Below are 14,238 nucleotides of genomic sequence, written 5' to 3'. Positions count from 1 at the left end.
GCCTCAGTCGGTGTAGCCGAGGCGCTTGAGCATACCCTCGTCGTCCACCCAGCCCTCGCGGACCTTGACCCACAGCTTGAGGAATACCTTGCGCTCGAACATCTTCTCCATGTGCCGGCGCGCGGCACTGCCGATCGCCTTGAGCTGGGCGCCGCCCTGCCCGATCACGATCGCCTTCTGGCCCTCGCGCTCGACCCAGATGACCGCATGGATCTCCGCCACGCCATCGGGTCGATCCTCGAATCGCTCGATCTCCACCGTGGTGGCATAGGGAAGCTCCTGGTCCAGCCGCAGCATCAGCTGCTCACGCACCATCTCGGCGGCCAGGAAGCGTTCGCTGCGGTCGGTGACCTCGTCCTCGCCGTAGACCGGCGGCTGTACCGGCAGGCGCGCGAGCAATGCGCGCTCGAGCTCGGGCAGCCCCTTGCGCTTGAGTGCACTGACATAGTGGATCTCGTCGAAAGCATGCGTTTCGGCGAGTTTGGCCACGAACGGCAGCAGCACGCCCTTGTCCTTGCTGAGGTCGACCTTGTTGATCACCAGCAGGCGCGGCACCGCCTGCTCGACGAGCGCGGCGTAGACCGCCTCGTCCTCGTCGGTCCACCGCGCCGCCTCGATCACCTGCACCGCGACGTCGACGTCGCTGATGGCCGAGCGCGCGGCACGGTTGAGGCTGCGATTCATCGCCCGCTTGGCGCCCCGGTGCAGGCCTGGCGTATCGACGTAGAGGATCTGCCCCGCTTCGGTGGTGTTGATGCCGAGGATGCGATGGCGCGTGGTCTGCGGACGCGGACTGACAATGGACAGGCGAAAGCCGATCAGCGCGTTGAGCAAGGTGGACTTGCCCACGTTGGGGCGGCCGGCGAGGGCCACCAGGCCGCAACGGTAGTCCTCGTGCGGGAGCTCGCGGGGAGCCTGGTCGAAATCGGGCAGGTCGATGGGGGTGTTCATGGTCTTCGTTCTTTCGGGGAATGGCGCCAGCATCGCGCCGCGGAGGCCTCGACGCCAGCGGGAGGTCAGTCTTTCGACGCTTCCAGCAGGCGGGACAGCACCGATTCGGCAGCCTCCTGCTCCGCAGCACGGCGGCTCGAAGCGGTAGCGGCGGCTTCCACCACCAGCGGTTCGCTGACCAGGCAGAGCACGTCGAACTGCTTGGCATGGTCGTCGCCGTGGCTGGCAAGCAGCTCGTAACGCGGCAGCGGCAACCCAAGCGCCTGCAGATGCTCCTGCAGCCGGGTCTTGGCATCCTTGGACGAGCGTGGCAACGCTGCGACACGGTCGGAGAACAGGCGCTGCACGACCCCGCGGCAAGCATCGAACCCGCCGTCCAGGTACACCGCCGCGATCAGCGCCTCGAATGCGTCGGCAAGGATCGACTCGCGACGGAAGCCACCGCTCTTCAACTCGCCGGGACCAAGCCGAAGCCGATCACCCAGCTCGAGCTCCCGCGCGATCACCGCCAGTGCCTGGCCGTTCACGAGCTGCGCGCGAAGGCGGGAAAGCTCGCCCTCGCTGGCATTGGGATGCGCCTCGTAGAGCATCTCGGCGACGATCGCCCCAAGAAAGGCATCGCCGAGGAATTCAAGCCGCTCGTTGTTCGGCTTCCCGACGCTGCGATGGGTCAGCGCCAGGTCGACCAGCGACGGATCGCGGAAACGATAATCGAGCGCCAAGAATCACTCGCCCAGGGTGCCGGGAAGCTGCACGCTGTTGTTGAAATGCAGCAGGAAGTCGATATTGGCGATGAAGGGGATCTGCTTGTCGTAGCTGACGGTCAGCGTGTAGGCGCCGTTGTTGCGCGTGACATTGATGTCGTTCGGACCGACGGTGGCATCGTCGACGTACTGAAAGTCCAGCTTGCGCAGCAGGTCCTGACGAACAGCCTCGACCGAATGATCGCCACCATCGGTTGCGATCTGGGACATCGCCTTCTTGACGCCCATGAACTCGATATACGACGGCACCAGCTTCATCGCCATGTAGCCGAAAAAGGCGGCAATGATCAGGATGAACAGGAACCCGATCATCGTGATGCCCGACTGCTTTGATTTCATAGTCCCCTCGCTATGCCGCAAAGCGGCGACCCTCGGTGATGTGGATGATGTCCAGCCGCCCCATCGGCACGCGCTCGACCGCGCCGCAGATTCTGCACCCGGGCGCGGTGATCGTCACGCGCAGTCCGTCCCGGAATCAGTGGATCAACGTGCCGATGCGCTTCCAGTCGACGAAGCCGGTGTGCAGGCCCCGCCAGCTGAACCAGATCAGGAAGGCCTTGCCGGCAAGGTTCTTCTCCGGCAGGCAACCCCACCAGCGGCTGTCCAGACTGTTCTCTCGATCGTCGCCCATCACCAGATAGCACCCCTGCGGCACCTTCGACGGCACCAGCTCGTTGGGAATGGCGTTGGTGGACATGCGCGCCGGCATCCGTGCCACCAAATGGTTGACCGTCTTGCCATCGGCCCCCGGCAGGTGCTCGGTCCAGATCGAGGCGCCGTAATAGAGCAGCTCGGCGTCTTCCGCGCGCTGCGGATTGCCCACGTAGGGACCGAGCTCGTCCGACGGTACCGCCTTGCCGTTGATCACGATCTGGCTGTCCCGCACCTCGATCGTGTCGCCGGGCAGGCCGATCACCCGCTTGATCCAGTTCTGGCTCTGCACGGGCAGCGCATCGGCCGGACAGCGGTCGCCGGGCCCCAGGCGCGGCGGACCGTTCTCGTCACCGCCGACCCGGGTCAGCTTGCCCGAGGCATCGCGGCACAGGTAGCCGGGAAACCGGAACACGACCACGTCGCCGCGCTTGGGCTCGCCGAGGTCGAGGAACTTGGTGTTGAACGCCGGCAGTCGCAGGCCGTAGGCGAACTTGTTCACCAGGATGAAATCGCCGACATCCAGTGTGGGCATCATCGAGCCGGACGGGATGCGGAACGGCTCGGCGACGAACGAGCGCAACAGCAGCACCACGAAGACCACCGGAAACAGCGAACGGGCCCAATCCACCGGCACCGGATCGCGGTACTCCGCGCCGGCCGCGTCCAGCCGCGCCTTGCGACGTCGATACAGCAGCAGGCGATCCAGCCCCCACACCACGCCGAACAGCACGGTCAGCCCGAGCAGGATGGCGGAAAAATCGAAATCCATGTGTCGCTCCGTCAGCGGAAAACGCTCGACCCAATCCGGCGATCATGCCGGCGGGCCACCACCCCCGATCCCTACTTGTCGACCTTCAGCACCGCCAGGAAGGCCTCCTGCGGGATCTCCACCCGGCCGACCTGTTTCATGCGCTTCTTGCCTTCCTTCTGCTTCTCCAGCAGCTTCTTCTTGCGGCTCACGTCGCCGCCGTAGCACTTGGCCAGCACGTTCTTGCGCAGCGCCTTGACGGTGGATCGCGCGATGATCTGCGCGCCGATCGCCGCCTGGATCGCCACGTCGAACTGCTGCCGCGGAATCAGGTCCTTCATCCGCTCGACCAGCTCGCGGCCACGCCGCTCGGCATGCACCCGGTGCACGATCAGGCTGAGCGCGTCGACGCGGTCGCCGTTGATCAGCACGTCGGTCCGCACGAAGGGGCCGGCCTCGAAGCGGTCGAAGTGGTAGTCCATCGAGGCGTAGCCGCGCGAGACCGACTTCAACCGGTCGAAGAAATCCAGCACCACCTCGGCCAGCGGGATCTCGTAGGTGATCTGCACCTGGGTGGCCAGGTACTGGATCGAACGCTGCACACCGCGCTTCTCCTCGCACAGCGTGATGATGTTGCCGATGTAGTCCTGCGGCGTGAGGATGCTGGCGACCACGATCGGCTCGCGGATCTCGTCGATCTGCGGCACCGGCGGCAGCTTCGCCGGGTTGTCGAGCGACATCACGGTGCCATCGGTCTTGAGGACTTCATAGACCACAGTGGGCGCGGTGGTGATCAGGTCCAGGTCGTACTCGCGCTCCAGCCGTTCCTGCACGATCTCCATGTGCAGCATGCCGAGGAAGCCACAGCGGAAGCCGAAGCCCATCGCCTCGGACGATTCCGGCTCGAAGAACAGCGCCGCGTCGTTGAGGCGCAGCTTGTCCAGCGCCTCGCGCAGTGCCGGGTAATCGTCGGCGGAGACCGGAAACAGGCCGGCAAACACCCGCGGCTGCATGGTCTGGAAGCCCGGCAGGGGCTTCTCGGCCGGCTTACCGGCCAGGGTCAGCGTGTCGCCGACCGGGGCGCCGTGCACATCCTTGATCGAGGCGGTGATCCAGCCCACCTCGCCCGCGCCGAGCTTCGCCAGCTTCTTGCGCTTGGGCGTGAACACGCCCAGCTCGCCCACCTCGTGCGTGCGTCCGGTGGACATCACCAGCAGCTTGTCGCCGGGCTTGATCTCGCCCTGCATCACGCGCACCAGCGAGACCACGCCCAGGTAGTTGTCGAACCAGGAGTCGATGATCAGCGCCTGCAGCTTGTCGGTATCGCGCGGCCTCGGCGGCGGGATCCGGTGGATGATCGCCTCCAGTACCTCGATGACGTTCTGGCCGGTCTTGGCGCTGACCGGGATCGCGTCCGACGCGTCCAGCCCGATCACCGCCTCGATCTCGCCCTTGGCCTTTTCGATGTCGGCCGTGGGCAGGTCGATCTTGTTGAGGACGGGAATGACCTCCAGCCCCTGCTCGATGGCGGTGTAGCAGTTGGCCACCGACTGCGCTTCCACGCCCTGGGCCGCATCCACCACCAGCAGCGCGCCCTCGCAGGCCGAAAGCGAGCGGCTGACTTCGTAGCTGAAGTCCACGTGGCCCGGGGTATCGATGAAGTTCAGTTGGTAGGTCTTGCCATCGCGTGCCGTGTAGGGCAACGAGACCGACTGCGCCTTGATGGTGATGCCGCGCTCGCGCTCGATCGGGTTGTTGTCGAGCACCTGGGCTTCCATCTCGCGCTCGGACAGGCCACCGCAGAGCTGGATGATGCGATCGGCCAGCGTGGACTTGCCGTGGTCGATGTGCGCGATGATGGAGAAGTTGCGGATCAGTTCCATGGGCTACGCTGTCAGCTTGCACCGCGACGGGAGGGCCGTGGCGGCGTGCCGCCGGGCTGGCGGCACGAACCCGGCATTATCGCATGGAACGCCCCTTTCCCACCGCCCCCGGGGCCGGTTTGGACCCCGGGGTGTCCGTGGACTACTTGTCCTTCGGCACGGTGACGCCGAGGAAGCTGCTTTGGTCGCCACGGCGCACCAGCAGCAGCACCGTGCTGCCCGCCTTGACCTCCCTGGTGGCGGACTTGAAGTCGGCCACGCTGCCGATCGGTGTCTGGTCGACGCGCAGGATCACGTCGCCCGGCCGCAGGCCCGCCTGCGCGGCCGCCTCGCCGCTGATGTCGGTCACCTGCACGCCCTCGCCAGCACGCAGGCCCATCTGCTTGCGGTCGTCCGCGTCGAGCGGACCGACGGTGAGGCCGAGCGCCCGCGCCCCGGTCACCGACGCAGCGATGCTGCCGGTCGAGGACACCGCATCCGGGTCGCGCGGCGCCGAACCGACCGTCACCTCCAGCGTCTTGTGCTTGCCGTCGCGCAGGATCTCCAGCGGCACCTTGGTGCCGGGCTTGGTCAAGCCGACCAGCGGCGGCAGGTCACCCGGCTGGTCGATCTCCTGCCCGTTGTACTTGAGGATGATGTCGCCCGGCTCGATGCCCGCCTTTTCCGCCCCGCTGTCGGGGCTCACCTGGGTCACCGCGGCACCCGCGCCGCGGTCGAGCTTGTAGACCTTGACCATGTCGTCGCTGATGCCCTGCACCATCACGCCGAGCTGGCCGCGCGTGACAAAACCCTTGGTCTTGAGCTGTTCCACCGCGTTCATCGCCACGTCGATCGGGATCGAGAACGCCACGCCCTGGTAGCCGCCGGTGTTGGAGTAGATCTGCGAGTTGATGCCGACCACCTGACCCTGCAGGTTGAACAGCGGACCGCCGGAGTTGCCGCGGTTGATCGGAACGTCGGTCTGGATGAACGAGGTGTATGGCTGGTCGCCGCTGCCCAGGTTGCGCCCGATCGCGCTGACGATGCCCTGGGTCACGGTGTAGTCGAAGCCGAACGGCGAGCCGATCGCCAGCACCCACTGACCCGGCTTGAGCGACTGCGATTCGCCGATATGGACCGTCGGCAGCTTGCCCGGGACGTTTACCTTGAGCAAAGCGATGTCGTACTGCGGATCGGTCCCCACCACCTTGGCCGTCAGCGTGCGTCGATCCTGCAGGCGGACCGTGACCTCATCGGCATGATCCACCACGTGGTTGTTGGTCAGGATGTAGCCGTCACTGGAAATGATGAATCCGGAGCCCAGCGAGATGTGCTTCTGATCTTCGGGCGACGGCATCATGGGCATCCCGAAGAAGCGACGCAGAATCTCCGCCTGATCGTCGCCTCCGGCTCCGTTGCCGGCAATTCGCGGCTGGCTGCGACCGTTGTACTTGGCCTCGACGTGAACCACCGCCGGGGCGTTCTGCTGGACGATTCCAGTGAAATCAGGCAACGCGGCCGTAGCTGCCGCCGCAGGGGCGGCCACCTGGGCCTGCACGCCACCGGCGGCGGCCAGACCGATCAGGACACTGCAAGCAAGCAGGCGCAGGGTGGGACGACTCATGATCTCCTCCTGTGGGACTAAATCAGGCAAACGACGGCCGACGATGCGTCGCAGACGCATCGGACCGGAGGTCGGGAAAGGGATATGCGCCGCGGCTCAGCCACGCGGCGCTTCGTCACTGGGCCGTAGCGGCCTCGCGCACGGGGCGCCGGGCCGGCTGACGGGCCATACCGGGATCGACCAGCAACAGATAGCTGCCATCGGCGGCCGGGAGCGTGGTCTTCACACGGTACGGAGAAATGGATTGCTCGTAGGGGGAAATCGAATCGCCCTGCGGGTAGGATGCCATTTGCGTCATGCGCATCGGGTTGCTGTTGCTGAGCCAGCGCGGTACGGCCGCGGGCGCGGGCAATGCTGATGGCGCGGGACTGGTCGTCTGTCCTGGCGCGTTCGACTGGGCGATGGAAGTCGGGCCAGGAGCACTGCCGGCGACCGGACCGGTCGGACGGGCTGCCATCAGCGCGACCACCGCCACACCCGCTGCAATGGCGCCACCCGCCGACAGGCGGAGCCAGTGATGGCGCCGCGCACGAGGCATGGCGACCGAGGCCGAATCGCCTTCGATCGCATGCATCACCCGGTCGGTGAACGAGGCCGTGGCCAACGTCGGCAGCTCGCGGCGCAGGCTGGCCGAAGCCAGCTGGAACCGTTCCCAGCGCACCAGCAGAGCCCGATCATGGTCGAGCCCACGAAGCAGGAACCGAAGCTCCTCGCCAGTCAGCTCGCCGTCCATGCCGGCAGAAAGTTGTTCGGGTTGATGATTCATGCCTGATCCTCGCGATCGGACAACAGCGGACGCAACTTGTCATCGATAGCCTCCCGCGCACGGAAAATGCGGGAACGCACAGTGCCGATGGGACACTGCATTGCCTCGGCGATCTCTTCGTAGCTCAGACCATCCACCTCTCGTAGCGTGATTGCGGTCCGCAGCTCTTCGGGCAGGGCTTGGACCGCGGCGAACACGGTTTGTTCCACCTGCTGACGCATCATTTCGCGCTCGGGCGTCGCGGTCTCCTGCATGCGGTCGGAGCCCGGTACGAAGACGGCATCTTCCGCGTCGATGTCATCGGCCGGCGGACGCCGCCCCTGCGCGACCAAGTGATTCTTGGCGGTGTTGACGGCGATCTTGTACATCCACGTGTAGAAGGCACTGTCCCCACGGAACGAACCGATCGCCCGCCAGGCGCGGACAAACGCGTCCTGGGCGATGTCCTCTGCCTCGGCGTGATTGTTCGCATAGCGGGAGACCAGCCCGATGATCTTGTGCTGGTACTTCCGCACCAGCAGATCGAACGCCCGCTTGTCCCCTTTCTGGACGCGTTCGACCAGCGCCCGGTCCAGCTCGTTTTCGCCCATCCGGGCCGTCTCCTTGATTACTGTCGCCACGAATACCGGATTCTCGACGGGAGGATGGAGGCCGGTCAGACAAGTCGCGACGCCGCAAGTTCACCCCGCCCCTTCAGGTTGGGATGCACCCGGCCCGGCTCAAGCCGCCACCGTCCCACCCGACTCCACCAGACGCTGGCGTTCCGCCAAAAGCCGCTCGAAGCTGGACTGCGGCAGGGGGCGGCAGAACAGATAGCCCTGCAGCTCGTCGCACTGATTGGCCCGCAAGAACTCGAAGTGCTGCTCGATTTCCACGCCCTCCGCGACAACCCCGCGCTTGAGTCGATGAGCCATCTCTATGGTGGCGCGAACGATGGCCTCGTCGTCCGGATCGATGCCGATGTTGCGCACGAAGCTCTGATCGATCTTGATGCGGTCGGCCGGCAATCGCCGCAGGTAGTCCAGCGACGCCGCACCGGTACCAAAGTCGTCGATGGCGATCCGGCACCCGAGTTCGTGCAGGCCCTCGAGGTTCTCGACCAGATTCGGCACTTCCTTGATCGAGATGCTCTCGGTGACCTCCAGCTCCAGCAGATCGGGGTCGAGCCCGGTCTCCCCCAGCACCCCGGCGACCACTTCGAGAAGATTCCGTTCCATCAGCTGTACCGCCGACAGGTTGACCCCGAGCCGCAGGCGCAGACCATAGGCCCGCTCCCAGGCGTGCGCCTGAGCACAGGCCGTGCGCAGGACCCATTCGCCGATCGACACGATCAGGCCCGATTCCTCCGCCAGCGGGATGAAAACGCCGGGACTGATCCCCCCCAGCTCGGGATGCTCCCAGCGCACCAGCGCTTCCATGCCCACGATGTCCTCGGTACCCGCATCCACCTGCGGCTGGTAGAACACGCGCAGCTCGCCGTTGCGCTCGGCGTGGCGGAGCCGCGATATCAGGGCCACGTCCTGCTGCTGAGCCTGGTCCTGGCTCATCTCGTAGATCTGGAAATTGTTTCGTCCCAGATGCTTGGCCGCGTACATCGCCTCGTCGGCATGCCTGAGCAAGGTGTCGGCATCGGAGGCGTCATCCGGGAAGAAACTCACGCCGATCGAGGCGGTGACCTGCAACTCCTCACCACCGTCGAGGTGCAGCGGGGCTTCCATCACCTGCACGATCTTCTCCGCCACGCGCAGGACATCGTCGCTCTTGATGATGTGCCGGAGCACGACCGTGAATTCGTCGCCCGCGTAACGCGCCACCGTGTCGGAAGCGCGAATCGAACTGCACAGGCGTTGGGTCACCACGCGCAGGACCTGATCGCCGGCGGCGTGCCCAAGGGTGTCGTTGATCCCCTTGAAGTTGTCCAGATCCAGGAACAGCACGGCAAAGCACTCACCCGTACGGTGGGCCTCCCGCAGGATGGTTTCCAGGCGATCGTTGAACAGCAAGCGATTGGGCAGGCCGGTAAGCGCGTCGAGCAGGCCCTCCGCCCGCCCCTGCTCGCGCGTGCGTACCAGTTCGATCGACTGAGCGAAGCGCGCAGCCGCACAGTGCAGGACGGGCTCGACTATCTCGGCGCGACCCAGCCCCCGGCGGCGACCGACCAGCAGCGCGCCGATGACACTGCGGCGCTCGTCCAAAAGTGGCAGCCCGGCAAATCCCTCCAGCTGGAGCGACTGCAGCAGCGGATCATATTCGGCCAGTCGGCGGCCATCCTCGACGTGGAACATGCTCTTGCCCCCGAGCACTCGCCGCAGTGAGACCTGCTCCTGCGGCGGCGGCCAAGGCAAGTCTTCACCTTCCCAGTGCTGCAGCAACCGTATCGGTGTGGCGCTGTCCTCGGGACGTGCCGACCACAGCGCCAGGTAGTCGAGAGAAAGCTCGTCGACCAGCAACCGGGCGGTGGACGCGTGGGGGTCGACTCCCCCGCCGGATTGAACGATGCGCGACAGGAGTGCCAGCGCCGCCTCGCCGCGGGTTTCGGCACGATCGCTGCGAAAAGCGATGGCGACGGCGTCGCGTCCGCGATGCCTCACGCGCCGCGCATTCGCCTGTCCCGTATCGGTACCGTGCGGAGTCCTTCGCTGGCACGGATACCAGTGGCGGTCGGCCTCCCCGAGCACCTGCTCGAGCTCGACCCCCTCGAATCCCAGGAGCTGGGCGAGCGGCTTGCCGAGCAGATCGGTCACGGCAAGCTGCGAATGCCGGAGCAAGGCAGCATTGAGATCAAGCACGCGATCACCGGCCGGGTCCACGATCACCCATTCGGCATCGCCATCCTCGTCGTCGAAAGCAAAGCGGTAAGCGAGCGTCTCCTCTGGCGCCGGGCGGAGCGGCCCGACAGGGGATGACCCGCCGGCCGGCTGGCGCATGAGGACCCTTTGCCAACGGGCCACCAGGTCACGTTCGATGTTGGTGCTGTCCAACCAGTCGGCCACCGACTCGGGCAGCAGCGCCGGACCGATCTTGCAGTCCGGCGCGAACACCACAAGCATCGGCGCGGCGCGGCAGCTTTCCATCGCGCGAAGCTGCTCGCAGCAGGCGCGGGAAGCACGACCATCCCCTTCGAAAGCCAGAACGACCAGCGAGACAGGCCCGCGGCCAGCCAGCAGGATGGCCGCATGGGCGGCATCGCGAGCGCTCAGGATGCGATCGTGGTCCTCGCGATCGAGCACGTCGAACAGCCGCCGCCGCAACTCGCGGTGCGATGCGACCACCAGCATGTCGTTCGCGGCGGCCAAATCAGACCACCCAACGACCGTCGCGCAGCCGCGGGCGAACAGGCTGGTCGGCCTCGCCCCCGATCCGCACGATCGCCTCGCCAAGGTGCTCGACCAGCGCCGCGGGCGGATCGAGCAGCACCACCCGCCTCAGGTGCCCGCTGGGGGCCCGTGCCAGCTGGCGCAGCAAGGTCGCATCCATCGCGGAGAGGGGGAGTTCGATGCCCGATATCAGGTACACGCCGAAATGCATGCTCTGCTGCATGTAGCGCAGCGCATTGCCGAGCCGCTGGCACCCCGGCACCTTCGAGTGCGCCTCCCGCAGGCTGCCCAAGCCGACGTCCGGCTGCCACAGGTAGACCGCCTGCCCGGTATGCCGGGCAATCGCCCGGAAGTCCTGCAACAGGGTCGCCATGTCACCACCCTCGAGCGCTATCAGTCCTCCCGGTGCCGAGAGGATGCGCTCGAAGAGCTCGATACCCGCCTTGGGCGGACTGGAGGCCATCATGGTCTGCATACAGCGCGGTACGTTTGCGCACTGCCGGGCAATTGGCAATAGCTGACGTGACGCGGTTGGCACGGCGCGCTGCCGGCGCTTCCCGGAACGGCTGCGGCAACCTCGCAATCGACCGTCCGGGAGGGTATGGTTTGGCTCCCCTCCCTCGGCACCTCATGCCCATGTTCGAAGGATTGCGATTCATCCACTGGAAAACCAGCTTGGACGACAACGGCGTCGTCACGCTTTCGCTGGACAGGGCTGGCAGCAGCGCCAACGCCATCTCGCGGGCGGTGCTTGACGAACTGGAACAGATCGTCGAGCGCCTGGCCATCGAGAAGCCGGCCGGCGTGATCATCCACTCGGCAAAAGCCTCCGGGTTCGCCGTAGGCGCGGACATCCGGGAATTCGTGAACTACGCCGCACAGGGCACGGTGCGGGAAAACATCGAGCACGGACAGCGCGTATTCGAGCAGCTTGCGCGCCTGCCCTGCCCGACGGTCGCCGCCATCCATGGAGCCTGCATGGGGGGCGGCACGGAGCTGGTGCTGGCGTGTCGCCAGCGTATCGCCGCCGATGACGACTCGACGCGGATCGGCCTGCCCGAGGTGATGCTGGGGATCCATCCCGGCTGGGGCGGCTCGGCAAGACTGCCCCGCCTGATTGGCGCCACCGACGCCCTGCCGGTCATGCTCACCGGCAAGCCGCTGTCCGCCAGGCGCGCGCTGGCGCTCGGAGTGGTCGACCGGATCGCACCGGCGAACGAACTCCTGGCCGAGGCACGCACCCTGCTCCGACGCCCGCAGCAGCGTCCGCTTTCGCGACGCGTGAAGGCCTGGGCGACCAACCTGTGGCCGGTACGCCAGGCGTTGGCTCCGATGGTGGTCAAGCAGACCGCCGCCAAGGTGCGCCGCGAGCACTACCCGGCGCCGTTCGCCCTCATCGAGATCTGGCGTCGTGGCAACGGCTCGATCCAGCAACGGCTGAAGCTCGAGGCGCGCTCGGTGGCGAAGCTGGCCGATACACCAACGGCGCACAACCTGATCCGCATCTTCTTTCTGCAGGAACGCCTCAAGCATCAGGGGGCCGGCATCGAGCATGACATCGCGCATGTCCACGTGGTGGGCGCGGGCGTGATGGGCGGCGACATCGCCGCCTGGTGCGCGCTGAAGGGCTTCCAGGTGACCCTGCAGGACCGCGAGATGAAATACGTGCAACCTGCACTGGAGCGGGCGCGCAAGCTGTATGAGAAGAAGCTCAAGACGCAGGAAAAGATCGAGTCTGCCGCGCGCCGCCTGCGCGCAGATGTCGAGGGCAAAGGCGTAGCCGAAGCCGATCTGGCGATCGAAGCGATCTTCGAAAACGCGGAGGCCAAACGGGCACTTTATGCGGTGATCGAGCCGCAGTTCCAGGCCAGTGAAATCCTGGCAAGCAACACCTCGAGCATCCCCCTGGACGAGCTGAGCACCTCGCTGGCGCACCCCCAGCGCTTCCTGGGTCTGCATTTCTTCAACCCGGTGGCACAGATGCCGCTGGTCGAAGTGGTGCGACACAAGGGGCTCGACGACGCCGTGGAGAAACGCGCACTGGCCTTCTGCAAGGCCCTTGGCAAGCTGCCGGTCGCAGTGAAAGGTACGCCAGGCTTCCTGGTCAACCGCATTCTCATGCCCTACCTGCTCGAGTCGTTGCGTCTTTACAGCGAGGGCGTGCCGGGTCCGGTACTTGACCGCGAGGCGAAGAAATTCGGCATGCCGATGGGCCCGATCGAGCTGGCCGACACGGTCGGTCTGGATGTGTGCGCCTCGGTAGGCAAGGAGCTTGCCCCGTTCCTTGGTCTCGAGCTGCCTCCGGGGATCGAGGATCGCCTCGAAGCCGGGAAGCGCGGCAAGAAAGATGGGGCCGGCCTTTACCTCTGGGAAGACGGCAAACCGAAGAAGCCCGAAGTCGATCCGGACTACACTCCGGCCGCCGATTTGCAGGATCGCATGATCCTGCCCATGGTGAACGAAGCGGTCGCCTGTCTCGCCGAGAACGTGGTCGACGACGCGGATCTGCTCGATGCGGGCGTCATCTTCGGTACGGGTTTCGCGCCGTTCCGCGGCGGCCCGATCGCCTACGCACGCAGCGAGGGGGTCGAGGCGCTCAAGGGGCGACTGGAAAAGCTGGCCAGGGTCCACGGCATCCGCTTCACGCCCAAGGCCGGCTGGGACCTGCCTGAGCTGCGCGAGTCACCCAGGCTCGACGCGGGCTGAGCCCTTCGAACGGGCACCGACGCGCTGCCGCCGGTGCCCGGCGTTACCAGACCAGGTCGTCTGGGACGCCGTCGTTGGACGAATCCGGTGCATCCGGGTCGACGACCAGTGCCAAGGCTTCCGGGTCAACCATCTTCACCTGATCGGCCACGGCACGGCTGACCAGGATGTAGCGTCCGGCAAACTGGATCACCCCCAGCTCGCCCGCATTCAGTGCCAGCAACTGGCCGGCGTCCACGTAGACGCGACGGATCTTGCCGCCGTACTCGAAGTGACGGGCCTGATCGGCCTCCGGCTTGTTCAGCGCCTGCCCCTCGAGGAGCTTCTGGACCTGGGTACGGCGCTCACGCTTGACGCGCGCCCGCTCGGCTGCCTCCTGTTCCACCTTGCGCCGCTCGGCGGCTTCGGTTTGCGCCCGGATGGCGTATGCCTTGGCGAGATCGATCTCGCTACCGTCGGCACGACGCCCACCATCGCGCCTACCGGTTTTGGCCGGCTTGGGCCGGGCCCCGGGCGGCGCGGCTCGACGCTCGTCCCTGACCTGTTTGACGATGCCACTCTTCAGCAACTGGTCGCGCAAGGAGTCGCCCATGCTTCGATTCGTCTCCGTGATGATTCAGTAGTGCGGCGGCGGCGGCTCGTCTTGAGCGTCACTGCCAGCCCCGACCCGCACCGAAGCCAATTCGGTCCGCAGGTCGCGCACGATGCGCTCGAGTGCGGCAATCCGCAACGCCTGTTCGGCATCGGCGGTCCCCAGCGCATGCACCGTGTCGTCGATGAAGGTCAGCCTGACCTCCAGTTCGGTCAGCCGCTGCTCGAGATCGGGACGGTCCGAGGCCATGCGGA

13 protein-coding genes are annotated in these 14,238 nt (G+C 66.2%); 1 reads left to right on the top strand and 12 read right to left on the bottom strand.

All coding sequences use genetic code 11. From position 1 onward, the window contains the following. Window positions 1-3 precede the first annotated feature (3 nt). From era to ATSB10_RS04085, 10 genes are all read right to left on the bottom strand, one after another. Complete coding sequence (gene era / locus ATSB10_RS04130; protein ID WP_063670702.1) at window positions 4-951, bottom strand: GTPase Era; 948 nt, start codon at window positions 949-951, stop codon at window positions 4-6. Window positions 952-1,016: 65 nt separating this feature from the next. Next, window positions 1,017-1,673 carry a ribonuclease III gene (rnc, locus tag ATSB10_RS04125; protein WP_063670701.1) on the bottom strand — a complete coding sequence of 219 codons (657 nt, stop codon included), beginning with the start codon at window positions 1,671-1,673 and terminating at the stop codon, window positions 1,017-1,019. 3 nt (window positions 1,674-1,676) lie between these two features. Next, entirely contained in the window at window positions 1,677-2,054 is a 378-nt protein-coding gene (locus ATSB10_RS04120) for a DUF4845 domain-containing protein (protein ID WP_063670700.1), read from the bottom strand. Between the two features lie 136 nt (window positions 2,055-2,190). Beyond that, the gene (gene lepB / locus ATSB10_RS04115) at window positions 2,191-3,138 is read right to left on the bottom strand and encodes a signal peptidase I (protein WP_017461133.1); all 948 of its coding nucleotides are present in this window, start codon (window positions 3,136-3,138) and stop codon (window positions 2,191-2,193) included. Between the two features lie 71 nt (window positions 3,139-3,209). Continuing rightward, a complete protein-coding gene (gene lepA, locus ATSB10_RS04110) occupies window positions 3,210-5,000 on the bottom strand; it encodes a translation elongation factor 4 (RefSeq protein WP_063670698.1) in 1,791 nt (596 codons plus the stop codon). A 142-nt stretch (window positions 5,001-5,142) separates the two neighbouring features. Beyond that, window positions 5,143-6,603, bottom strand: coding sequence for a DegQ family serine endoprotease (locus ATSB10_RS04105; RefSeq protein WP_063670696.1), 1,461 nt, complete (start codon window positions 6,601-6,603; stop codon window positions 5,143-5,145). A 115-nt stretch (window positions 6,604-6,718) separates the two neighbouring features. Beyond that, window positions 6,719-7,369 carry a sigma-E factor negative regulatory protein gene (locus ATSB10_RS04100; RefSeq protein ID WP_063670694.1) on the bottom strand — a complete coding sequence of 217 codons (651 nt, stop codon included), beginning with the start codon at window positions 7,367-7,369 and terminating at the stop codon, window positions 6,719-6,721. Beyond that, the gene (rpoE, locus tag ATSB10_RS04095) at window positions 7,366-7,959 is read right to left on the bottom strand and encodes an RNA polymerase sigma factor RpoE (RefSeq protein WP_063670692.1); all 594 of its coding nucleotides are present in this window, start codon (window positions 7,957-7,959) and stop codon (window positions 7,366-7,368) included. The genes ATSB10_RS04100 and rpoE overlap by 4 nt, the downstream gene beginning before the upstream one ends. Before the next feature lie 129 nt (window positions 7,960-8,088). Continuing rightward, complete coding sequence (locus ATSB10_RS04090) at window positions 8,089-10,647, bottom strand: putative bifunctional diguanylate cyclase/phosphodiesterase (RefSeq protein ID WP_063674327.1); 2,559 nt, start codon at window positions 10,645-10,647, stop codon at window positions 8,089-8,091. Between the two features lie 19 nt (window positions 10,648-10,666). Further along, complete coding sequence (locus ATSB10_RS04085; protein ID WP_063670690.1) at window positions 10,667-11,161, bottom strand: hypothetical protein; 495 nt, start codon at window positions 11,159-11,161, stop codon at window positions 10,667-10,669. A gap of 161 nt (window positions 11,162-11,322) precedes the next feature. On the opposite strand from ATSB10_RS04085, the gene ATSB10_RS04080 reads away from it, so the two are divergent. Further along, complete coding sequence (locus tag ATSB10_RS04080; protein ID WP_063674326.1) at window positions 11,323-13,392, top strand: 3-hydroxyacyl-CoA dehydrogenase NAD-binding domain-containing protein; 2,070 nt, start codon at window positions 11,323-11,325, stop codon at window positions 13,390-13,392. Between the two features lie 43 nt (window positions 13,393-13,435). Here the strand turns inward: ATSB10_RS04080 and ATSB10_RS04075 are convergent, their stop codons facing one another. Together ATSB10_RS04075 and ATSB10_RS04070 are read right to left on the bottom strand one after the other, a co-directional pair. Continuing rightward, window positions 13,436-13,984, bottom strand: coding sequence for a DUF2058 domain-containing protein (locus ATSB10_RS04075; RefSeq protein ID WP_063670688.1), 549 nt, complete (start codon window positions 13,982-13,984; stop codon window positions 13,436-13,438). A gap of 24 nt (window positions 13,985-14,008) precedes the next feature. Further along, window positions 14,009-14,233: a SlyX family protein gene (locus tag ATSB10_RS04070; protein WP_063670685.1), complete on the bottom strand. Its 225-nt coding sequence runs from the start codon at window positions 14,231-14,233 to the stop codon at window positions 14,009-14,011. Window positions 14,234-14,238: the final 5 nt, after the last annotated feature.

This window comes from Dyella thiooxydans (assembly GCF_001641285.1).
GTDB classification, from domain to species: domain Bacteria; phylum Pseudomonadota; class Gammaproteobacteria; order Xanthomonadales; family Rhodanobacteraceae; genus Dyella_A; species Dyella_A thiooxydans.
This window is presented reverse-complemented; position numbering and strand designations above follow the sequence as displayed.